Consider the following 22430-nt stretch of genomic DNA (forward strand, 5'->3'; position numbering starts at 1 on the left):
TTCTTAGCAGCCTCATCTTCAGCTTTCTTCGCGTCTGGAGTTCCTCCAGGCGCAGTGAAGGATGCTCCAACTGCTGGGCTTGTTCCAGTACCTTTTTTCGCTACTACAGAGAAGCTGTAAGTAACGCCCGGTTTAATACCACCAAGAGTAGCTGTCGTACCTTTTATTGATAAACTACCACTTGAACCGTCAGTCGCTTTATAGCTTGCTGCATACGCATCAACTTCTGCTGGTCCAGACCAGTTTAGTGTAACTGTGCTAGCGCCATCGAAAGTGACATTAAGACCACTAGGTGCATCTACTTTAATTTGTTTCACTGCATCTTTTTTAGCGCCTTTTACGTACAATTCACCATTTAATTCTTGTACAGAAGAAGGACGTTCGAAACGAGTTTTATCTGTAGCGAATTTGCTCATCATTACTTGGAACATTTGCTGTGCAATTTTAGTATAACGATCACTAATGTAGTTTTCTGGGCCATTTTTTTCGTACCCAGTCCATACTGCCATTGTATATTGCGGTGTATATCCAGCGAACCAGCTATCTCTGTTTGCATCAGCTGGAATACCATATTCTTTTATAACGTCTGCATCAAAGTTTTGTGTTCCTGTTTTACCGGCAACATCAACACCTGAAACGTATGCTGTTGGACCAGTACCGCCAGAACCAGGTTTTACGACGTCACGAAGAACGTCAGTCACCATGTAAGCTGTGTAGTCTTGCATCGCACGTTGTTCTTTCGGTTTAAAACTTTTCTTTTTCCCATCTGGGAAGATAACTTCTTTTACGAAGTGCGGTTTATTGTAGTTCCCACCATTACCAAAGGCTGCATATGCACCTGCTACTTGTAATGGTGAACTATCGTTACTACCAATTGCTGTTGATTCATATGTTTTGCCGTCTTTAAATGTCATACCTAAACCTTCAGCAAACGCTTGTGACTTAGGAAGACCAACCGCTTGAGCTGTCTTTAAAGCCGGAATGTTTAATGATTTTTTCAAAGCTTCACGTAGTGAAACGTCACCTTTGTAACTATTTGTTGCATTTCGTATTTTTTTACCATCGGAATACGTATATTCTGAGTCATTTAATTGATGGTATGTAGACCATTGTAAATTCTCAATTGCTGGACCGTAGTCGAAAATTGGTTTCATTGTTGAACCAACTTGGCGTTTTAAATCAGTGGCCATATTATGACCTTTGAAAGTAGACTTACTTTCTTTACGCCCAGCCCCAATTGCTCGAACTTCTCCAGATTGTGTATCCATAAATACGAATGATCCTTGGAATTGATCGTTCGGATACTTAATAAGATTGCCATCCATAATTTTTTCAGCATAATCTTGAGCATCTTGATCAAGTGTTGTATGAATCGTCAAACCATCTGAACCAATATTTACATCAGGATATTCTTTTTCAACTTCTTTTACAACCGCATCTAAAAATGCTTGATACTTCATCTCAGTTATTTCTGAAGACGGTTGAAGACCCTCTGTTACTGGGATCTTAACTGCGTTATTCATTTCTTCTTTTGTTATATAACCATGTCGATTCATTAATGACAATACGACATTACGACGATTTGTTGCTCGTTCAACATTTTCCTTTTTGGTTGGATCATAAATGTTTGGACCTTGGGGTAAACCAGCGAGCATAGCAGCTTCATGTAATTGCAAGTCTTTTAAATCTTTACCATAATATTTTTGCGCTGCTGTCGCAATACCATATGAACGGTTACCTAAATTAATCTTATTTAAGTACATTTCTAAAATTTCATGTTTAGAGTATTGTTGCTCTAATTTGTAAGATAGGTACCATTCTTGTACTTTTCTCTTTGCAGTTTTGTCCATCGTTAGAAAATAGTTTTTGACTACTTGTTGTGTAATCGTACTACCACCTTGAGATCCGAAACCTCCAGTGACATTTTCCATAACTGCTTTTGTAGTTCGTTTCAAATCAATTCCATTATGATCATAGAAACGTGAGTCCTCAGTTGCAAGGAATGCATTTTCAACTACTTTTGGAATTTGATCATACGTAACGTGGGTTCGTTTTTCAGCACCGTATTCATAGAAAAAGTTCCCATCTTTATCAAGAAACTTTGTTGATAAAGGATTGACAAGTTTTGATTTGTCTAATTTTGGAGCGTCCTTCACCATAACAAAGAAAGCGGAAACGCCAGCTACAAGACCAACGATACCAAGAAGTAGACAACCTATAAGGAATTTTTTAAAAAAGGAGCCTTTTTTCTTTGGTTTTTTCTCTGTATTTGTTTCTTGCTTTTGATTTTTTACATGATTTCGTTCTGTACGAGAACGATAATTATCTGACATTATACTTTCTCCTACCTTTCATTCTCTCCCCAAAAGTCGAAAAAAGAGCCTTAGTGATGACTCTATCACGAAAAATAAACCGTGTCTAGTACACGGATATAATCAATCCGAGGGTGATAACCGCATGATAATAAAGATCCATGCTCTACTATTTCTTCTTTCGTAATCGATTTTCGTCCACCAGTATTTTGACGATTCCAAAATGCAATAATATGTTTTGCATCTAATAAATAAAGTTCATCAAAAAGTGTAAATTTAATAATAACAAATGCAATTCCATTATGAGCGATTACTTGCTTCATATGCTCAATTTGATGAAGGTGGAAGTTTTGAAGTGGAAAACTCGTTTTATTTTTTGTTTCTTTCGCTTCAAAATCGATGTATTTCCCTTTATATACACCGTTGTAATCTGTTGTAGAAGGTTGTTTAAAATACGCTTCTTTTACCACTGCAGCACTTCGAGCGGGGTAATCTACTTTTACAATTTGAAGAGGTGTAGGTTTTTTATGTACGCATGCAATATTATGGGTTAAGTAATATTCATTCGTTTCATTCAATTCCTCTTCAAGGGACATACCTCTATTACTATAAGTATGTTTTTTAATTGGTGTTTTATGAGGTTGTGAAGCTTGATTGTACCGTTTTCCATTTGGGTAACGAATGGTCATAGTGTGTCCACTCCCAACTTGCTAAGAATTACTTACAAAGGTGATTATAACAAAAAATGAAAAAAGATGTGACCTTTTTGAAGAAAGGTATGATGACTTATTCATGTTTACATGGAATGATTATGAAAAAATTAAACAATATCGTAAAAATACGGTCTGTACAGAGGAAGAAAAAACAATGGTTTACAACATGAAGAGGGAAATAGAAATAGCTAATATGGACAACATTTCTCGAACGCAGTGTTATCAAGAATATTATGTAAGAAATAGTGAAATTAGGTGGGCTTTTTTAGCGAGTATGGTCTCGAGAAATGCGGGATGGAATATGACTGATTTACAAGGGAGGTATTATGCTACTGTTTTACCTCAAACAGTAAAAAAACATTTATTTTTGACTTATGAAGAAGCGAATTGGATTATTTTTTTAGATGCATTTCCTCAGCTGTTGTTATATGAAGAAAGTAAGAGGAGGCAGGTGCCACTATTCCATTTGTTACAATATTTTAACGTATCCATTTTTATGGAAAAGGAATGGATATATTTTTGGGAGAAAAAAGATATAAATAGACTTATGATAGCGCTTATTATAAATGAACAAAATAAAATTCAAAAACCAGTTATTGAGAATGCATATTTTAAAAAACATGTATTCCATACAGCACTTTTTAAATTACAAGAAATGCTTCATATTAGTGCCGTTATATTCCCAACCGTTGAAGGGAAGATGTATGGTTTTTCAGTTTATCAATTTGAAACGTTACAGAAGCGTATAGAACTAGGGAAGAAATTAGCAGCGTTACTATTTCATTGGAAGTATAAAAGTTTATTCCATAGGTTTGCATTGCGAACGATACACACAGGATCAAGAGCAGATTATGAATGTTATGTAAGAGAAGCTAGAAAATCTTGTACACCAGCTCTTAGAGAAGTTTATCCTGCTGTTGCACATGATGAAATAAGTATGAGAGATTGGTTTTGTAGAGATACGGAAATAAATGAACTATTTTTACCAGAAGAGTATAAGGGTGAAGTTGATATAACAGAATGGTATAAAAGAAAGAGGGAGCAAATCTATATTGCTTCCACCGTAAATCGTTTTGTTAAAAGGATAGATGAGTTCGTGATATAATAAAAAAGAAGTCCCGTCTTCATTTATGAAGACGGGACTTCTTAATGTGAAGTAACCCTGCTATGCGTGCTAAACATTTAATCTCAAAACGTAATGAATATAAGAGATTAAAGAAGTTTCACTTTATGTAGCAGGGAAGTTTGGACCATCTAATTTTGGGTTGCCAGTTTCGGGTTTATTTTGTTTATTTTGTTTTTTCTTTTTTTCGTTTTTGTTCTTTGCCATTTTCATGCACCTCCTTTTTGTATTGTTACCATTTCTATAAATGACATACAAAATGATTTCTTTGACGAATAACAACTAGTTTTGTCATGTGAGAAGGAGTGTGAAATCATTCGGCGAAATTACATGACAAAGGAAAAGCAAAGAAGGAGGCGTTTTGTATATGGCGATGGTTCAGAAGGAAGATGTAATGAAAACAATGGATCAAATGTTAAGTTCTCTCGATTTGCTGGAAATGAATATAGGGATTAGAATGAATCATGCATTAAAGGATAAGAGTGAAAAAATATGCAACAAGATAGAAATAACAGAAATGCATATTGAGCATATGGAAAATAAATTAGTGCATCACGAAGAAAAAGGGAATTGGGTGAAGGCATTTCAAAACGTCGTAGTGAGTGCATAATAAGGTGGGAATAAAATGAAGTATGAAGCATTAATACAGTCTTCGGAAAAACTTATGCAACATAATAATGAAGCAAATGTGAAAAAAAGAGAAATGATTGAATACGATTTTTATAAGGATATGAAACCGTTTGTAGATATGGTAGATGAGGAATTAAAAGTGTGGAAAGAATTAGCTTATGAATGGATTAAGGAAGAAAAACCAAAGTATATACATGTACAGCAAATTGATCAAGTGTACGATAATTTACAAACAAATGTGTTGCAATGTTTTGTAAATAAAGGAAAAGGTAAGCGATTCTTTGAAACGCATCAAGCCATTTCGTATACTTTGCAAAATATAATTGAGCAATGTAAGTAACAAGAGGGGAAACCCTCTTGTTTTTTATGCTTCTGTCATCGTTGTAGGCTTTGTTGCGCCGTTTATCTCTAATTCTTTTATTAATGTTCGGTAATCTGAAATACATATTTTTCCTTCGAGATACCAATGTCTCGCAAAGTCTAACAATTCATTTACATTCTCTGTGTAATACCCCTTTTTTTGAGAAAACGCTTGTTTTAAATCCCCTAATACCATGTTGATTCCTCCCCCATGAGAATCTTCTTCTTTTTTATCATAGCATGGAAGGGTTTTCTTTTATAATTTTTTAAAAATTTAAACTTCCGACAAAAATAGACAGATACTCCGTCACACAAATTATTTTACAAGTACATATTATATATGTAGAAACTTATGTGAAGGAGGAGAGAATGCATGTTTCAACAATCTAACGTATATCAGCAATCTAATCCATATGCACAGCAAAATATGTACCAATATAATACGGATACATATTTACGTTATAATATGTATCCTTTCGAGCCTCATTATGGAAATCAAAATTATTACCAGCCATTTGAAGTGTCGTTTATGAATCAACCGCAGCAACCTTATACGAACCAACAACCACAGCCTTATATGGATCACCAACCGCAACCTTATATGAATTCACAATACTATATGCCACCGCCATCTCCCTATAATCAACAAGCGATGTTTTATCCACCAAAACAACCGTACCCGACGCAAAATAAACAAAAGCAACAGCAACAACCAAGTCAATTTTCTAGTTTCGTTTCCCAATTTAAAAATTCAGATGGTAACTATGATGTAAATAAAATGATGAATACAGCTGGACAAATGATGAATGCGATGAATCAAGTAACAGGCATTGTAAAGCAAGTGGGAGGTTTTTTTAGTAAGTAATTTTGGAGGGATGGCTATAAAAACATTGTATACGAAATAAAGGACTAGACAAATTTCCTTAGAATAAATGGGTATATATAACAAGCGGCTTAACCTCTTTTCTCATATTGTAAAGTGTAATCAGATTTTTTTTATGAGAGAGGAGAGAAAAAACTATGCATCATTGTCATCCTTGCTTTGGAGGGCATAAGCCTACAGGACCTATTTGTACGACTGCTCCTGTCATTCATCCGACGAAACAATGCGTAACACATTCTTTTTCAACAACGGTGGTGCCACACATTTTCCCAACGCATACAACACATGTACACCATCAACAAATTAAAAACCAAAACTTCTTCCCACAAACAAACTCAAATGTAAATGTTGTAGACCCAATCGATCCAGGGTTCGGCGGATGTGGACCGTGTGGTCATGGACATCATCACCACGGTCATCAAATATCTCCATTTGGACCAGGGCCGAATGTATCACCGTTTGGACCAGGACCTAATGTATCACCATTTTTACCAAACAATGTATCACCAGTAGGTCCGAATATTGGACCAAACGTTGGTGGAATATTTAAAAAGTAAATGATATGTTAGAACTAGCGAAATGCTAGTTCTTTTTTTGTAATTGGAGTGTTGATATGAAAGTTATTGCAGTAACAGGATATAAGCCATTTGAACTTGGAATATTTAAAAATGATCATCCAGGAGTAGAATGTATAAAAAAGGCGTTGCGTCGTAAATTAACTGCTTTTGTAGAAGATGGTTTAGAGTGGGTTATAATAAGTGGCCAGTTAGGTGTAGAATTATGGGCTGCTGAAGTTGTTTTTGAAATACAAGTAGAATATCCAGATTTAAAATTAGCGGTATTTACTCCATTTTTAGAACAAGAAGAGGGTTGGAAGGAAGATAACCGTGAATATTACGAGTTTATTCTCTCTCAAGCAGACCATGTTGATAGTATCACGAAACGTAAGTACGAAAGCCCAGAGCAATTTAAATTAAAAAATCAATTTTTTATTGAAAAAAGTGATGCGCTTTTAGCTGTATATGATGAAGAAAAACCAGGGAGTCCTAAATATATTGTAGAAGCAGCAAAGAAAAAAGGAGAAATAGAAAATTATCACAGTTATTTCATTCTTTTTTCCGATTTACAAGATATAATAGAAGAGGAACAGTGGAATAATGCTGAGTAATATGTAATATAGTACTCGTATATATGATTGACAAAAAGCATTGTTTCTGAAAAAATTTAGTTAATGAAAGTTTTGGCAAAAATTTGAGGTGAAGAAAATGATTTCGGATAAAATTAAATTAACGGCGAAAGATATTTTAGAAAAAGAATTTAAAACAGGTATGAGAGGTTATCAACAAGAAGAAGTAGACAAGTTTCTTGATATGATCATTAAAGATTATGAAGCTTTCCACAAGGAATTTGAGCAATTAAAGCAACAAAATGCTCGTTTAAAGCGTGAACTAGAAGAACAAAAGCTAGCAGCAACGCAAGTTCCGCAACAACCTGTACAAACACCAGTTGCGCAACCAGTATATAACAACACGAATACGGACATTTTAAAACGTCTATCGAATTTAGAAAAAGCTGTATTTGGAAGCAAGTTATACGAATAATTTCTGGTGATAAAAAGGTTAAAGCATTTTACATAGAAAAAAACATTGCAAAATCTTTTTGTTTCCACTATACTAATGGATGTCATAACGTTTGGGTAATCGCTGCAACGCCAACGTTGTAGAGGAAAGTCCATGCTCGCACGGCCTGAGATGGCTGTAGTGTTCGTGCCTAGCCAATTCATAAGCTAGGGTATTCTGGCTGTAAGGCTGGTTTAACGGCAGGGAAAAAACCTAAGTCCTTTCGGATATGGTTTGACTACCTTTAAAGTGCCACAGTGACGAAGTCCTTGAAGAAATGATAGGAGTGGAACGAGGTAAACCCCACGAGCGAGAAACCCAAATAATGGTAGGGGAATCTTTTCCAAGGAAATGAACGATGGGAAAGGACAGGTTGTATAACCTGTAGATAGATGATTGCCACCGGAGTACGAGGCGTGGGCCGTTTGCAGTACAAAGGAACAGAACATGGCTTACAGAACGTTATGAACCAACTATGAAATAACTCAGCTCTCCTTTGTTAGAGGAGGGCTTTTTATTTGTATGAAGTTATAAATGATGAGTTAAAATGGTTAATGAGAAAATTCTTCGTAAAATGTAATAATTAATAGGAGAAATAGCTATTAATTATTGTTTGAATATACATAAGAGGTGAATGCAAATGGGAAAAGTTACTTTAATCGCAACAGCGGCAATGGGTATTGAAGCTTTAGTTGCCCGAGAAGTTCGTGATCTAGGTTATGAATGCCAAGTAGAAAACAGCAAAGTAACATTTGAAGCAGATGAAAAGGCGATTTGTCGCACGAATTTATGGTTACGTACTGCGGACCGTGTGAAAATTAAAGTTGGCGAATTTAAAGCGACAACATTTGATGAGCTGTTTGAGAAAACGAAAGCATTAAACTGGGGAGATTATATTCCAGAGAACGGTGAGTTCCCTGTTATCGGTAAATCTTTAAAATCTGAGTTATTCAGTGTTTCGGATTGCCAACGTATCGTTAAAAAGGCTGTCGTTGAAAAATTAAAAACAACATATAAACGTACAACTTGGTTTGAAGAAGATGGCCCGTTATTCCGTATTGAGATTGCAATGTTAAAAGATATCGCAACATTAACAATCGATGCGAGCGGTGTTGGACTTCATAAACGTGGATATCGTGTGGATCAAGGGGAAGCTCCTTTAAAAGAAACATTAGCTGCGTCTTTAATTAAATTAACAAACTGGAAGCCAGATCGTCCTTTCGTGGATCCTTTCTGCGGATCAGGTACAATTCCGATTGAAGCAGCATTAATTGGACAAAATATCGCACCAGGTTTTAACCGTGGTTTTGCATCGGATGAGTGGGGCTGGGTTGGTAAACAAAACTGGCGTGAAGCTCGTCAAGAAGTAGAAGATTTAGCGAACTATGATCAACCATTGCAAATCATTGGATCAGATATTGATCATCGTATGATACGTGTTGCTCAAGATAATGCAGAAGAAGTAGGTTTAGGTGATTTAATTACATTTAAACAAATGCAAGTAAAAGATTTCACAACAAAAGAGGATTATGGCTATGTTGTAACGAATCCTCCATACGGAGAACGTTTAAGTGAAAAAGCACTTGTTGAACAACTGTATAAAGAAATGGGACAAGTATTCCGTCCATTAGACACATGGTCGACGTATGTATTAACAAGTTACGAAGCATTTGAGAAGTGCTACGGAAAAGATGCATCGAAGAAACGTAAACTGTTTAATGGATTTATCCGTACAGATTACTACCAATACTTCGGAAAACGTCCACCTCGTAATTCATAGTATAAAACTCCTTTAGCGCGCATATACTGGCTATTATGTAATGCGTAAAGGAGGAACTGATATGGATAGTTTCCAATTATCAATGATTCAAAAAGCTATTCACCGTACGTATGATGAGCTCGGAAAAGAAGTGGATAACCAAGGTGCGATTGTAGATGAAATACAAAAAGCACAAGAAGAATATTTGTTAGCTCTTTCGCATGAAACAGCGATAGATAAACGGTATTTAAAGTCATTAATATAGAAGAAAATTTTCCTTTTTCGAAAGGAAAATTTTTTTTCGTGTATTTCCATGTATTGCAACAGGGGAAAGTGGCTGCGCACATATGAGTAGCAGTTGCTATATCTTTTATAGAAAAACTTTTTGGTTGGAGGCTAAGGATGTTTACTGAGAAGAGATTACCATTTGAAGTAGGGAAACAAGACAATTTTTATGATAAGTTGAATGAGTGGATTGGAGATGTGTTTTACGACATCCTTCCGGAAAAAGGCTTTGAAGAGCGTGATGAACAAATTTTTATGGCGTTTCAATTAGAGCGTGCTTTCCAAGAAAAGAAAGTAATGTTCGCAGAAGCGGGTGTAGGAACCGGGAAAACAATTGTATATCTTCTATATGCAATTTGTTATGCACGTTATACTGGAAAGCCAGCGATTATCGCTTGTGCAGATGAAACATTAATTGAGCAGCTTGTGAAAGAAGAAGGGGACATTGCTAAATTATCTGAGGCATTAGGCTTATCGGTAGATGTAAGACTTGCGAAATCGATGGATAATTATTTATGTTTACGTAAACTTGAAGATGTTATGAGTGGACGAGCTCCAGAAGTAATTGAAGATGTATACTACGAATTACCGCAGTTTGTATTTGACCACGGTACGATGCAAAACTTTACTCACTATGGTGACCGAAAAGAATTTCCGCTTTTAAATGACGAGGAATGGTCAAAAGTAAATTGGGATTACTTCCAAGATTGCTTCACTTGTGATTCTCGACATCGTTGCGGGCAAACTCTATCACGTGAACATTATCGTAAAGCAGCAGATTTAATTATTTGCTCTCAAGATTTCTATATGGATCATATTTGGACGTATGATGCTCGTAAGCGTGAAGGACAAATTCCATTATTACCAGAAAGTAGTTGTGTTGTATTTGATGAAGGACATCTTGTAGAGTATGCAGCTCAAAAAGCTTTAACATATCGTTTAAAGCAAACGATGATGGAGCAACTTTTAACGAGATTATTACAAAATGATATTCGCGAGGAGTTTGCGCATTTAGTAGAAGAAACAATTTGGCAAACAGAGCGATTCTTTGATGTGTTACAAGAGAATAAAAAAGAAATTGCTGGTTCTGATCGTTTAGAAATTACTGTGACAGAAAAAGTAACGGCTGAAGCGAAGCGACTTTATGCGAAAATTGGTGAAGTCGGTGATGCATTAGTATTTGAAAGTGAAATGCATACAGTAAACACGTATGATTTAAATATCGTTGATGAACATTTAGATGTATTAGAGCATTCACTTCGTCTGTTTATGCACGAGAAAAATGTAATTACATGGGGTGAAGAAGGTGATGGAGCTTTCACGTTAGTAATTATGCCGCGTGCAGTTGAAGAAGTATTACAAGAGAAAGTATTCTCGAAGAAAATCCCGTATATTTTCTCTTCTGCTACATTATCTAACAACGATTCATTCGCATTTACAGCAAATAGTTTAGGGGTAAAAGATTACTTATCATTCTCAGTTGCCTCACCGTTTGATTACGAAGAGCAAATGGCAGTAAACTTACTATCTCATACGAAAGAAAACGAATGGGAAAGAAAGTGTCAATATACACTTGAAAATATACAAAAAACAAATGGTCGTACACTTGTATTGTTCCGTACAACACAAGAGCTTGCAGCGTTTAAAGAATATGTAAGTAAAGAACAAATGTCAGTTCCGTTCTTATATGAAGGGGACCAAGAAATTAGTCAGCTCGTTTCTCGTTTCCAAAATGAAGAAGAGACTGTACTTTGTGCCGTTCATTTATGGGAAGGTTTAGATATTCCTGGTTCATCATTATCACATGTTATTATTTGGTCATTACCATTCCCTCCAAACGATCCTGTGTTTGAAGCGAAGCGTAAACACGTAAATGATCCATTCTGGGATGTAGATGTACCATATATGATTTTACGTCTTCGTCAAGGGATTGGCCGTTTAATTCGTACGAGCGAGGATAAAGGTGCTATATCAATCTTCTTATCTGATACAGAAGATGAGAAAGTGGTAGAAGCGGTGAAAAACGTACTACCAGTAGAAGGTAAAGAATTATAAGGAGAAAGCTTGGCGCTTGCCAAGCTTTTTTTCTATTATAAAAGGAATTTGGATTTTCGTGTCGAATTAAGTTTGAGGTAGAAAAAGGAGGTTTTTATAGGATGACAGTAGCTACATATGAAGTGGAAAAACAATTTTTAACATATGTGAAGAAGATACAGAATTATGGAGAAGCATTAAGCTTAATGTTTTGGGACTTGAGAACAGGTGCGCCTAAAAAAGGTGTAGACCAGCGTTCAGAAGTAATTGGCATGCTTTCATCAGAAGTATTTGCTATGTCGACTTCAGATGAGATGGGGAACTATTTAACAGAGCTTGAAGCTTTAATAAGTGAAGACAAACTTTCTGAAACGACGAAGAAAATGGTGGAAGAGTGTCGTAAAGAATATGATAGAAATAAGAAAATTCCACAAGCGGAATACGAAGCATATGTGAAATTAGAAGCGAAAGCGGAAAGTGTGTGGGAAGAAGCTCGCGAAAAATCTGATTTCGAAATGTTCCGTCCGTATTTAGAACAAATCGTTGAATTTAAAAAGAAGTTCATTACATATTGGGGTTACGAAACATATAAATATAATACATTATTAGATATGTATGAGCCGGGTATTACGGTAGAAGTGTTAGATCACGTATTTGGTCAACTTCGTGAGCGTATCGTTCCGCTCGTAAAAGAAATATCAGAGTCGCAAAAGAGATTAAAGACAAGTGCTTTATCAGAGCATTTTTCAAAAGAAAAACAAAAAAACTTTACATTAGAGCTATTAAAGCAATTAAATTATGATTTTGAAGCAGGTCGTCTTGATGAAACGGTACATCCATTCGAGATCACATTAAATAGAGGGGATGTTCGTATTACGACACGCTATGACGAAAAAGATTTCCGTATGGCTGTGTTTGGCACAATTCATGAATGTGGTCATGCTGTATATGAACAAAATATTGCAGAGAAATTTGAAGGTACACCGCTATGTAGTGGAACGTCTATGGGTATTCATGAGTCACAATCATTATTCTTTGAGAACTTTATCGGTCGTAATAAATCATTCTGGAAGAAAAATTATGATTTATTAAAAGAGTATAGCGATGGTCAATTCAATGATTTATCAGTAGATGAGTTTTACGATGCGATTAATGAATCAAAGCCGTCGTTTATTCGTATAGAAGCAGATGAGCTTACATATCCGCTTCACGTCATGGTTCGTTATGAACTTGAGAAAGAATTATTTGATGGTACATTACAAGTGAGGGATTTACCAGCCGCTTGGAATGATAAGATGGAAGCATATTTAGGAATTCGCCCGGCTAACGATGCACAAGGCGTATTACAAGATGTTCACTGGGCTGGTGGTTCATTTGGATACTTCCCATCTTATGCGCTTGGCTATATGTATGCAGCGCAATTTAAGCAAAGAATGTTAAAAGACATTCCGAACTTTGATGCATTATTAGAAGAAGGAAACGTAACACCAATTCGTGAATGGTTAACAGAAAATATTCACCAATACGGTAAAACGAAAAAGCCACTTGAAATTTTAGAAGATGTAACAGGTGAAGGATTAAATGCAAATTACTTAGCAGATTATTTAGAAGCGAAGTATAAAGAAATTTACGAGTTATAAAAAGAGCTGCTTACTTGCAGCTCTTTTTTTAAAGGGGGGAGAAAAATGGATTATACATATACAGTAATGACGCAAGAAGAAGCAGAAGAAATTGCATACAACTGGCATTATGAAGGGGAATATTCCTTTTATGATATAGAGGCAGATGAAGAAGATTTAGCTGAATTTTTACATGATGAGAGTAGGGGGGATCATATCTTTTCTGTGAAGGAACATGGCACTCTCATTGGTTATTTTACTGTTTGTAAAATAAATGATGGGACGGTTGATATAGGTCTTGGAATGAAACCTAATATAACTGGAAACGGATTTGGTTTACAGTTCATAAACGCTATACTAGCTTTTAGTAAAGAAAAATATGGATGCAAGTATATAACACTATCAGTAGCTACATTTAATAAGAGAGCAATTAAAGTGTATAAAAGGGCAGGATTTAAAGCAGTTGGAACGTTTATACAGAAGACAAATGGTAGTTGTTTTGAGTTTTTGAAAATGAATTATATATGTAAAAATGATTAAAAACAGAAGAATCTCCTCTGTTTTTTATTTTGATGCAGAAATAAATAATATTTTTTGTAATTGGGTGCTTTGAATTTTTGATAGAGGATGTGTATGATTGAATTTCAGTAGTAAATGTGAAGTTTAGTCAGGAGAGGTAGAATGGTTACAATTAAAACGAAAAATGAAATAGATGTAATGCATGAATCTGGAAAGTTACTTGCTTCATGTCATAGAGAAATTGCGAAAATAATGAAACCAGGTATTACAACAAAAGAAATTAATACGTTTGTGGAAGCATATTTAGAACGGCATGGTGCAACGTCTGAGCAGAAAGGGTACAATGGATATCCATATGCGATATGTGCATCTGTAAATGATGAAATGTGTCATGCGTTTCCGGCCGATGTTCCTTTAACTGAGGGTGATATTGTAACAATTGACATGGTAGTAAACTTAAATGGTGGTCTTTCAGATTCTGCTTGGACGTATAGAGTTGGAAAAGTTTCTGATGAAGCAGAAAAGTTGTTACTAGTAGCTGAGAATGCTTTGTATAAAGGCATTGATCAGGCGATAATTGGTAATCATGTAGGAGATATTGGTTATGCGATTGAAAGTTATGTAGCAAGTGAAGGTTTTTCTGTCGCAAGAGACTTTACGGGACATGGAATTGGTAAAGAGATTCATGAAGAACCAGCAATTTTTCATTTTGGTAAGCTGGGACAAGGGCCTGAGTTACAAGAGGGAATGGTAATTACGATTGAGCCAATTGTCAATGTAGGTATGCGATATTCGAAAGTAGATTTAAATGGATGGACTGCGAAAACGATGGATGGGAAATTATCAGCTCAATATGAGCATACAATTGCGATTACAGAAGATGGACCAATCATTTTAACGAAGTTATAATTGGGAATGAAAGAGTTTACAAAACTCGAACGAAAATGATGATTTTATAAAATTTGTCCGTGTTTTATTAATAAAAGCTTTTCAAAGTATAAAAAGTACGTTATAATCCTTCTATAAAATAAATAGTTAGCTACACTCATATAATCGCGGGGATATGGCCTGCAAGTTTCTACCGAAGTACCGTAAATACTTTGACTATGAGTGAGGACGAATATATTTGCTTGTTTAGCATTCTTTTTTTGCGAAACTCCAAAAGCGCGTCTCTCACTTGTAACGAGTGGTGGCGGCTTTTGGAGTTTTTTTATTGCATAAGAGGGGGAACAAACATGAAAGTATTACAAGAAAAGATTTTGAACGAAGGAAAGGTTTTATCTGGTGACGTATTAAAGGTAGATGCTTTTTTAAATCATCAAATTGATCCAGTACTTATGCAAGAAATCGGAAAAGAATTTGCTAAACGTTTTAAAGAAGAGAACATTACAAAAATCGTGACGATTGAATCTTCAGGTATTGCACCAGCGGTTATGGCTGCATTAGAACTTGGTGTAAAAGTAATTTTTGCTAGAAAGCGTAAATCGTTAACGTTACAAGATAATATGTATGTGGCAAACGTATATTCATTTACGAAACAAGAAACGAATGAAATCTCATTATCTCGAAATCATATCGATGAAAGTGATCGCGTTTTAATTATTGATGACTTTTTAGCAAACGGTCAGGCTGCTTTAGGTTTAATGAGTTTAGTAGAGCAAGCCGGAGCAAGTATTGCAGGTATTGGTATTGTTATTGAAAAAGCATTTCAAGATGGAGGAAAGAAGCTTCGTGAACAAGGAGTTCGTGTTGAATCACTAGCAGAAATTGCATCACTTGATAACGGCACAGTTACATTTGTACAGCATGAAACTGCGGAGGTGAAATAAGCGATGAAGCAACATCCATTTAAAATCGCATCACTTGGTATGCAGCATATGCTTGCTATGTATGCTGGTGCAATTATCGTTCCGCTTATTGTGGGCGGCGGACTTGGTTTAAATCAAAAAGAGTTAACGTATTTAGTCTCAATTGATTTATTAATGTGCGGCGTTGCGACAATTTTACAAGCATTATCAAATCGCTTTTTCGGTATTGGACTTCCAGTTGTACTTGGTTGTACATTTACAGCGGTTGGCCCGATGATTGCAATCGGGAAACAATACGGCGTATCCTCTATTTATGGAGCGATTATTGCTGCGGGGTTATTCGTTGTTATTTTTGCGAAATTATTTGGAAAGCTTGTAAAGCTGTTTCCCCCTGTTGTAACAGGATCTGTCGTTACCGTAATTGGAGTTACACTTGTTCCTGCCGCTATTAATGATATGGCTGGTGGAGTAGGAAGTAAAGATTTTGGTAGTCTTGAAAATTTAGCATTAGCATTTGGTGTGTTACTATTTATTATCATTATGTATCGTTTCTTTGACGGATTTATTCGTTCAATCTCTATTTTACTAGGTCTATTGTTCGGTACAATCGTTGCAGCATTTATGGGGAAAGTAAGCTTGCAAGCGGTTGGAGAAGCGGATTGGTTCCATGGTATCCAGCCATTTTATTTCGGTACACCAACATTTGAATTAACGCCAATTATTACGATGATTCTCGTTGCTTGCGTAGGGATTGTAGAAGCGACAGGCGTTTACTTTGCATTATCTGATATTTGCAATAAAAAGATTGGTGAAAAAGAATTAACAAAAGGTTATCGTGCAGAAGGATTAGCGATGGTGTTAGGTGGTATTTTCAACGCTTTTCCGTATACAACATACTCTCAAAACGTAGGGCTTGTTCAATTAACTGGAGTAAGAAATCGCGTGATTATTTACACGTGTGGTGGTATGTTAATCGTTCTTGGGTTCATTCCAAAAATCGCCGCTATTACAACAATCATTCCGAAATCAGTACTTGGCGGTGCGATGTTAGCGATGTTCGGTATGGTAATGGCATATGGTATTAAAATGTTAAGTAGCGTTGATTTTGGAAGACAAGAAAACTTATTAATCGTTGCATGTTCTGTCGGAATTGGACTAGGAGTTACTGTCGTTCCTACATTATTCTCACAACTTCCAGAAAGCATTCGTATTTTAACAGATAACGGAATCGTACTTGGAAGTGCGTCAGCAGTCCTTTTAAATATCGTATTTAATATGGTGCCGCAGCGTAAAGTGAAAGTAAAGGATGAACCAGTTCCGATACAAAGTGCGGTAAGAGAAGCGTAAAATTGATAAAAGGTTCAAATCGCATGCGATTTGAACCTTTTATTTTTGTGTTGCTTACGAGACCTTGCTTTTCTTTTTAAGTGGCATCATCTTTCCGTACGTACCAAGGCGCCATATATACTCAAGTGGCCCGTATTGGTAACGTGACAGCCACCAGCGGCTAATAAAGATTTGCAGCGTGTAGAAACCGATGCAAAATAGTGGTCCTACCCATAATGGAGCAAGATAATCATTTTTGAACAATATTCCGAATACAAGCAACGTAACAATTGTATGCGAGATATAATTTGTTAATGCCATTCGACCAACGTACTGGAACGGACGTAATATCTTTTGCCATTTTTCTTTTTGTAATAAACGCATGAGCGTGAAAATGTAGAATATGAATAATGTCTTTCCGCTTATCATCGTAATACCCATAAGTGAAAATGGTGTGTATGGTTGATTGTTCATAAAGAAGTAAACCATAATAAACCACATCGGTAATGTTAAAATGAACATAATGATTTGCCATTTTTTAAGTTTTGGATCTAATTCCTTAGCACGGCGGAAAATGTCTTTTTTACCGGCATATAATCCGAGTAAAAACAATCCTAGTGTTTCAGGAAGCATAATAAGACTGTTACTAATTGCTTCAGAATAGAAAGAATGGAATCGGTCTGTGATTTGTAAGCCCCAGTTTTCTAACGGCATAATTGCTGTGGAAAGGCCTAATTCCTCTACTGGCACGATTAACATGAGAAGAGAACCTAATAATGAGAACAGTTGCATGAAACTTAATAGTACAATTGACCAAATTAAAATAGTTCGTGGCTCTCTCTTATAAAATAAAAATAAGAAAAAACCAGTAATTGCATAAGTATGTAAAATGTCTCCGTCCCATAAAAGAACGTAATGTAAGAAACCAAATAATAATAAAATAAGTAAGCGACGAACAAATAAAGTTTTTGGTCGATCTGTTTTCGCTTCAGCACGAGTCATAAAAATGTAAAATCCTAGGCCGAATAAAAATGAAAAGATAGTATAAAACTTTGTTTGAATAAACATATCGTAAAATAGGCGAATGTAGCTGTCTATCCCTTCGTAAATTCCTGTAATATCACGTGAGTCAATCCCGGCGATAACAGGCCAGTTAACAAGAAAAATACCAAGTACAGCTATTCCTCTAATAATATCGATGGAGTGTATCCTCTCGCCTTGTGAAATATTTTGTGTCATTATTTTCCTCCTTGTTAAGTAATTCCCTTTTATTATACAAAATGTAAGATGGAGGGTATAGGGTGGATTTCCATTTTTTTTAACTATTAAGTTATGTAAGATGAGATATAATAAGAGTGCACAACAAGTTTTACCTTTTTTCAAAACAGGCAGTGAAGCTCCTTCTTATAAGGGGCTTTCTTTATGAAAAAGTGTTGATAATGATTCTCTTTAATGATAAAATGTATTCAAAAGTGATAATCATTATCAAAAAAGGTTGGTGCATGAGTATGGTATATGCATTAGTAGCAGGTACAGTCGCTGTATATGCAGTTATTGCAAAGTATGTTTTAAATGGAGTAGGAACAGCAAAATGAGTGATATTACATAAAATCCCTTTCATTTGTAAAAAGAATGAAAGGGATTTTTTATTTTTAATGAGAATATGCTGAAAATTTAGTATGATAGTAAAGTGAAAAGATAATCAATGAGTAGGTGCATTTCTCACTGGTTATTGGCTTGCAAATAGCATATACATCTTGGATAAAGGGGAACAAGGGGATGACAAACATAGTACAGACAAACGGTATGAAAAAACTTGTTTGTTTTTATGAAGAGTGGCAAAAACACGGCGATGCAGAGAATAGCTTAAAGTTGTTTGAAGTAATTCAAAAATATAAACGAGAGCAGCTTATGATAGCATTCTGCGGTCACTTCTCAGCAGGGAAATCAACGATGATGAATCATCTATATAAAGCGCAGTTGTTACCGACAAGTCCAATTCCGACAAGCGCTAACGTCGTTAAAATTGAAAAGGGATTTGATCGTGTTGTTGTAACGATTAAATCTGGAGAGCAGTACGAATATGACGGTGCATATTCAGCAGAAGAATTAAAACAAATTTGTAAAGATGGCGATGAAGTAATTGGTGTTCATATTTATCGGAATGATGCGCCAATTCCTGAAGGTGTTATGTTAGTTGATACACCAGGGATTGATTCAACAGATGATGCCCATCAACTAGCGACAGAATCAACGCTGCATCTAGCAGACGTGATTTTTTATATGATGGATTATAATCACGTCCAATCGGAAGTGAATTTACAATTTGTTAAAGAATTGAAACAACGTAATAAAACGGTTTATCTCGTTGTAAATCAAATAGATAAACATAAAGAAAATGAATTATCGTTTGCGGATTATAGAGATAGTGTAAAACAATCATTCTCTAACTGGGATATTGAAGTAGATGGAGTTTATTATACATCATTACGAATGATGAACCATCCACATAATGAAATTGAAAACCTAGAAACGTTAATTACTTCTATTATGAAAGAAAAAGAGCAGTATGTAAGAGATGGAATGGAGCGAGAAACAGAATATTTAATGGGGGAACATTTCTCGTTTATTCTTTCTGAAAATGAAAAAGCTCTTTTGAAATATGAGGAAGAGTTAGCATCACCGCTTTCCATTTCAGAAATAGTTGAAAAGAAAGAAGAGCTAACGGAAATGAAACATCGCGAGGCTAATAAAGAGTCTCAAATGAGAAATGAATTTATAAAAGGTTTACAAGCTATATTAGATAACGCGTATTTAATGCCATTTGAAATGAGAGAATTGGCAAATGCGTACTTAGAAACGAAATTAACAAAATTTAAAGTTGGTTTGCTATTTGCGAAAGGAAAGACTGAGCAAGAAAAACAGAGACGTTTAGATGCTTTTTATGCTGCTTTGCAAAAGACTGTCGAAACGCAACTTGATTTTCATGTGAAAGAATTTATTGTTGCCTTCTTAAAAGAAGAAGGGTTGTTTACAGAAGAGATTGGGAAAGACATATATGCTTTAGAAATTGCTTTTGGACCAGAAATGTTAGCGGAAGTAATTAAACAAGGTGCAGGTTTCACAGGTGATTACTTACTTCTTTATACAGCGGATGTAGCGAATGAATTAAAGAAACGTTATTTTACAAAAGCACAGCAAATTTTTGATAAAAGTGCAGTCGTTTTAAAGCAAAAGGTAAAAGAAGCAGTTGATCGTGTTGAAGAAGAGATTGAAACATATACGATGTTGCAAACTGCGAAAGAAACACAATTGCAATACAGTAACAATTTGGAGGCATATGAAGGCTATTTACAAAATATTTGGCATGATCGTGTTGCTACACCAGAAGGATTGCAAGTAGAGGAAATATTGCAAAGTAAAAAACAAATTGTTAGTGAGAAATTCACACTACAAGAGCAGGAAATTGTAAATGATAACGTAGCGGCTCGTGAGGAAGAGATAAAAGGAACGGCAGCTTTAAATATTCAGCGTATATTAGAGAAAGTGAAGAAAGCTGAAACGATATTAGAGCCATTGCCAGCGCTAAAACATGTACAGCAAGAGGTAATAGAAAAAAGGCGCCGTGTGGAAACGAAACAATTTACAGTGGCATTATTTGGAGCTTTTAGTGCTGGGAAATCATCATTTGCCAATGCATTGCTTGGTGAAAAAGTACTTCCTGTGTCACCAAATCCGACGACGGCAACGATTAATCAAATTTTGCCAGTTACAGAGGAAAAACCACACGGAACAGTAATGGTTCAATTTAAATCAAAGCAAGCCTTATTAGAAGATATGAAAGCTGTTTATAAGCTGTTTCATTATGAGATTACTACGTTAGATGAAGCGTTAGCACAGATTGATAAAGTTATGAAATACCCTTCACCAACTGGAAAGCAAAAAACAACATTTAGCTTTTTACGAGCGGTACAAAAAGGGTATGATACGGTTTCTGCGCATTTAGGTGAGCAAGTACAAGTTACATTAGATGAGTTTTCTGATTATGTAGCGAATGAAGAAAAATCTTGTTTTGTTGAGTACATGGAGCTTTATTATGATTGTGCATTAACAAGGCAAGGAGTAGCGCTTGTAGACACACCTGGAGCGGATTCTATTAACGCCCGCCATACAGACGTTGCGTTCCAGTATATTAAAAACGCAGATGCTATTTTATTTGTCACGTATTATAATCACGTGTTCTCTCGTGCCGACCGTGAATTTTTAATTCAGCTTGGTCGTGTAAAGGATACTTTTGCTCTTGATAAAATGTTCTTCTTAATTAATGCGGCCGATTTAGCAGAGTCTGAAGAAGAGCTTGAAATGGTAAAAGGTTATATCGCAGATCAGCTACTGCAATACGGTATTAGGAATCCGCGTTTATTTGCAATTTCAAGTTTATGTGCGCTTGAAGAGAAACAAGGGAAAAATATTGAAAAAGAGAAGTACGGTATTTTACAAAACTCTGGGATTGCTAAGTTCGAGGAATCATTTACATCCTTTATGATGAGAGATTTAATGCTCGTATCTGTTCATGCTTTATATGGTGCATTGCAAGGGGCAGATCAGCTGTTAGTAAATATGATAAATGGTGCAAAGCAGGGGAATGAAGAGAAAGAGAAGCAAACGAAAAAATATGAAGCAGAGCGTGATCAACTACTTCATATTATTTCATCATATAGTGTGCTTGCTGAAGAACAGGCGATGCAAAATGAAGTGAAAGAATTGCTTTATTACGTGCAACAACGTCTATTCCTACGCTATAACGATGTGTTTACTGAATTTATTAATCCAGCATCGCTTCGAACGGATGGAAATGTGAAAGTGCAGTTGCAGCAGTGTGTTATGGAATTAGTAGCATTTATTCAGCATGATTTATTACAAGAAATGCGTGCGACATCATTACGCCTTGAAAAATGGATAGATGAAGCGATGAAGCGTGCAAAGAATGAAATTGTGGTGAACTGTAAAGTAGAAAATGAATCAATTTCTATGAATGGAACAGTGGAATATGAATATAAAGATATTACACATAAAGAACCGTTCCCTTCAGTTGAAATAAAAGATTTCAAAAAAGCATTGGCACACTTTAAAAACGAGAAAAGCTTTTTTGAAAAGAATGACAAAGCCTTTATGCAAGAAGACGCTAAATCTGTATTAGAACCTCTCGTATCAAACTATGTAGCTGATGAAAAAGATTTATTTGTTCATCATTATAAGCAAGAGTGGGATTTGAAATGGAACTTATTCCAAAAAGTGATGCAGCAAGATGTGATGAATTATTATGAAAGTGTATTATTTGCATTGGCTGAAACAATTGATGTATCACTATATGAACAAAGTAAAGAACAATTGCAAAAGCAATTAGTAGAGATTGAAAAAGAAATGTATGTGATGTAGT

The 22430-nt window shown here is 35.6% G+C and carries 21 protein-coding genes, 1 other RNA gene and 1 riboswitch; of the genes, 17 read left to right on the forward strand and 5 right to left on the reverse strand.

Annotated elements, in window-relative coordinates; all coding sequences use genetic code 11:
* Both MR083_RS05085 and recU read right to left on the reverse strand, forming a co-directional pair.
* Window positions 1–2333 (reverse strand): PBP1A family penicillin-binding protein (locus MR083_RS05085; RefSeq protein WP_242268667.1); only part of this gene is annotated, 2333 nt, incomplete at its 3' end.
* A gap of 65 nt (window positions 2334–2398) precedes the next feature.
* Window positions 2399–3001 carry a Holliday junction resolvase RecU gene (recU, locus tag MR083_RS05090; RefSeq protein ID WP_000155593.1) on the reverse strand — a complete coding sequence of 201 codons (603 nt, stop codon included), beginning with the start codon at window positions 2999–3001 and terminating at the stop codon, window positions 2399–2401.
* 103 nt (window positions 3002–3104) lie between these two features.
* On the opposite strand from recU, the gene MR083_RS05095 reads away from it, so the two are divergent.
* Window positions 3105–4130 (forward strand): DUF2515 domain-containing protein, encoded by a 1026-nt coding sequence (locus MR083_RS05095; RefSeq protein WP_041184744.1) that lies wholly within the window; start codon window positions 3105–3107, stop codon window positions 4128–4130.
* 123 nt (window positions 4131–4253) lie between these two features.
* Here the strand turns inward: MR083_RS05095 and MR083_RS05100 are convergent, their stop codons facing one another.
* Entirely contained in the window at window positions 4254–4430 is a 177-nt protein-coding gene (locus tag MR083_RS05100) for a hypothetical protein (RefSeq protein WP_001982922.1), read from the reverse strand.
* 85 nt (window positions 4431–4515) lie between these two features.
* Here MR083_RS05100 and MR083_RS05105 point away from each other — a divergent pair, with 85 nt between their 5' ends.
* Window positions 4516–4758, forward strand: a complete 243-nt coding sequence (locus MR083_RS05105) for a hypothetical protein (RefSeq protein WP_001252039.1) — start codon at window positions 4516–4518, stop codon at window positions 4756–4758.
* A gap of 15 nt (window positions 4759–4773) precedes the next feature.
* Window positions 4774–5118 (forward strand): YppE family protein, encoded by a 345-nt coding sequence (locus MR083_RS05110; protein ID WP_000872959.1) that lies wholly within the window; start codon window positions 4774–4776, stop codon window positions 5116–5118.
* A gap of 24 nt (window positions 5119–5142) precedes the next feature.
* On the opposite strand, the gene MR083_RS05115 is transcribed toward MR083_RS05110, so the two are convergent.
* Entirely contained in the window at window positions 5143–5334 is a 192-nt protein-coding gene (locus MR083_RS05115; protein WP_000242661.1) for a YppF family protein, read from the reverse strand.
* Between the two features lie 177 nt (window positions 5335–5511).
* On the opposite strand from MR083_RS05115, the gene MR083_RS05120 reads away from it, so the two are divergent.
* The 13 genes from MR083_RS05120 (at window position 5512) to pbuX (ending at window position 17011) form a co-directional block, all read left to right on the forward strand.
* On the forward strand, window positions 5512–6003 hold the full coding sequence (locus tag MR083_RS05120) for a YppG family protein (RefSeq protein ID WP_242268669.1): 492 nt from the start codon (window positions 5512–5514) through the stop codon (window positions 6001–6003).
* A gap of 155 nt (window positions 6004–6158) precedes the next feature.
* Window positions 6159–6578 (forward strand): CotD family spore coat protein, encoded by a 420-nt coding sequence (locus MR083_RS05125; RefSeq protein WP_000546263.1) that lies wholly within the window; start codon window positions 6159–6161, stop codon window positions 6576–6578.
* A 56-nt stretch (window positions 6579–6634) separates the two neighbouring features.
* Window positions 6635–7189, forward strand: coding sequence for an SLOG family protein (locus tag MR083_RS05130; RefSeq protein ID WP_000862921.1), 555 nt, complete (start codon window positions 6635–6637; stop codon window positions 7187–7189).
* A 97-nt stretch (window positions 7190–7286) separates the two neighbouring features.
* Complete coding sequence (gene gpsB / locus MR083_RS05135; RefSeq protein WP_000622429.1) at window positions 7287–7622, forward strand: cell division regulator GpsB; 336 nt, start codon at window positions 7287–7289, stop codon at window positions 7620–7622.
* 87 nt (window positions 7623–7709) lie between these two features.
* Window positions 7710–8100: RNase P RNA component class B (gene rnpB, locus MR083_RS05140), an RNA gene on the forward strand.
* Between the two features lie 180 nt (window positions 8101–8280).
* Complete coding sequence (locus MR083_RS05145) at window positions 8281–9420, forward strand: THUMP domain-containing class I SAM-dependent RNA methyltransferase (protein WP_000521235.1); 1140 nt, start codon at window positions 8281–8283, stop codon at window positions 9418–9420.
* A gap of 61 nt (window positions 9421–9481) precedes the next feature.
* A complete protein-coding gene (locus MR083_RS05150; protein WP_000376892.1) occupies window positions 9482–9664 on the forward strand; it encodes a DUF3921 family protein in 183 nt (60 codons plus the stop codon).
* 137 nt (window positions 9665–9801) lie between these two features.
* Window positions 9802–11739 carry an ATP-dependent DNA helicase gene (locus MR083_RS05155; protein WP_000493701.1) on the forward strand — a complete coding sequence of 646 codons (1938 nt, stop codon included), beginning with the start codon at window positions 9802–9804 and terminating at the stop codon, window positions 11737–11739.
* Window positions 11740–11840: 101 nt separating this feature from the next.
* Window positions 11841–13358 (forward strand): carboxypeptidase, encoded by a 1518-nt coding sequence (gene ypwA / locus MR083_RS05160; protein WP_000215093.1) that lies wholly within the window; start codon window positions 11841–11843, stop codon window positions 13356–13358.
* Window positions 13359–13403: 45 nt separating this feature from the next.
* Window positions 13404–13877: a GNAT family N-acetyltransferase gene (locus tag MR083_RS05165; protein WP_242268671.1), complete on the forward strand. Its 474-nt coding sequence runs from the start codon at window positions 13404–13406 to the stop codon at window positions 13875–13877.
* Between the two features lie 141 nt (window positions 13878–14018).
* Window positions 14019–14765: a type I methionyl aminopeptidase gene (locus MR083_RS05170; protein WP_000256354.1), complete on the forward strand. Its 747-nt coding sequence runs from the start codon at window positions 14019–14021 to the stop codon at window positions 14763–14765.
* Between the two features lie 116 nt (window positions 14766–14881).
* Window positions 14882–14983: riboswitch (purine riboswitch) on the forward strand.
* A gap of 108 nt (window positions 14984–15091) precedes the next feature.
* On the forward strand, window positions 15092–15685 hold the full coding sequence (locus MR083_RS05175; RefSeq protein ID WP_000866487.1) for a xanthine phosphoribosyltransferase: 594 nt from the start codon (window positions 15092–15094) through the stop codon (window positions 15683–15685).
* A 3-nt stretch (window positions 15686–15688) separates the two neighbouring features.
* Complete coding sequence (gene pbuX, locus MR083_RS05180; protein WP_000809226.1) at window positions 15689–17011, forward strand: xanthine permease PbuX; 1323 nt, start codon at window positions 15689–15691, stop codon at window positions 17009–17011.
* 54 nt (window positions 17012–17065) lie between these two features.
* On the opposite strand, the gene MR083_RS05185 is transcribed toward pbuX, so the two are convergent.
* Window positions 17066–18229, reverse strand: a complete 1164-nt coding sequence (locus MR083_RS05185; RefSeq protein ID WP_000193091.1) for a DUF418 domain-containing protein — start codon at window positions 18227–18229, stop codon at window positions 17066–17068.
* Window positions 18230–18769: 540 nt separating this feature from the next.
* On the opposite strand from MR083_RS05185, the gene MR083_RS05190 reads away from it, so the two are divergent.
* A complete protein-coding gene (locus MR083_RS05190; protein WP_000182149.1) occupies window positions 18770–22429 on the forward strand; it encodes a dynamin family protein in 3660 nt (1219 codons plus the stop codon).
* Window position 22430: the final 1 nt, after the last annotated feature.

This window comes from Bacillus cereus group sp. BfR-BA-01408 (genome assembly GCF_022663305.1).
Classification (GTDB): domain Bacteria; phylum Bacillota; class Bacilli; order Bacillales; family Bacillaceae_G; genus Bacillus_A; species Bacillus_A pacificus.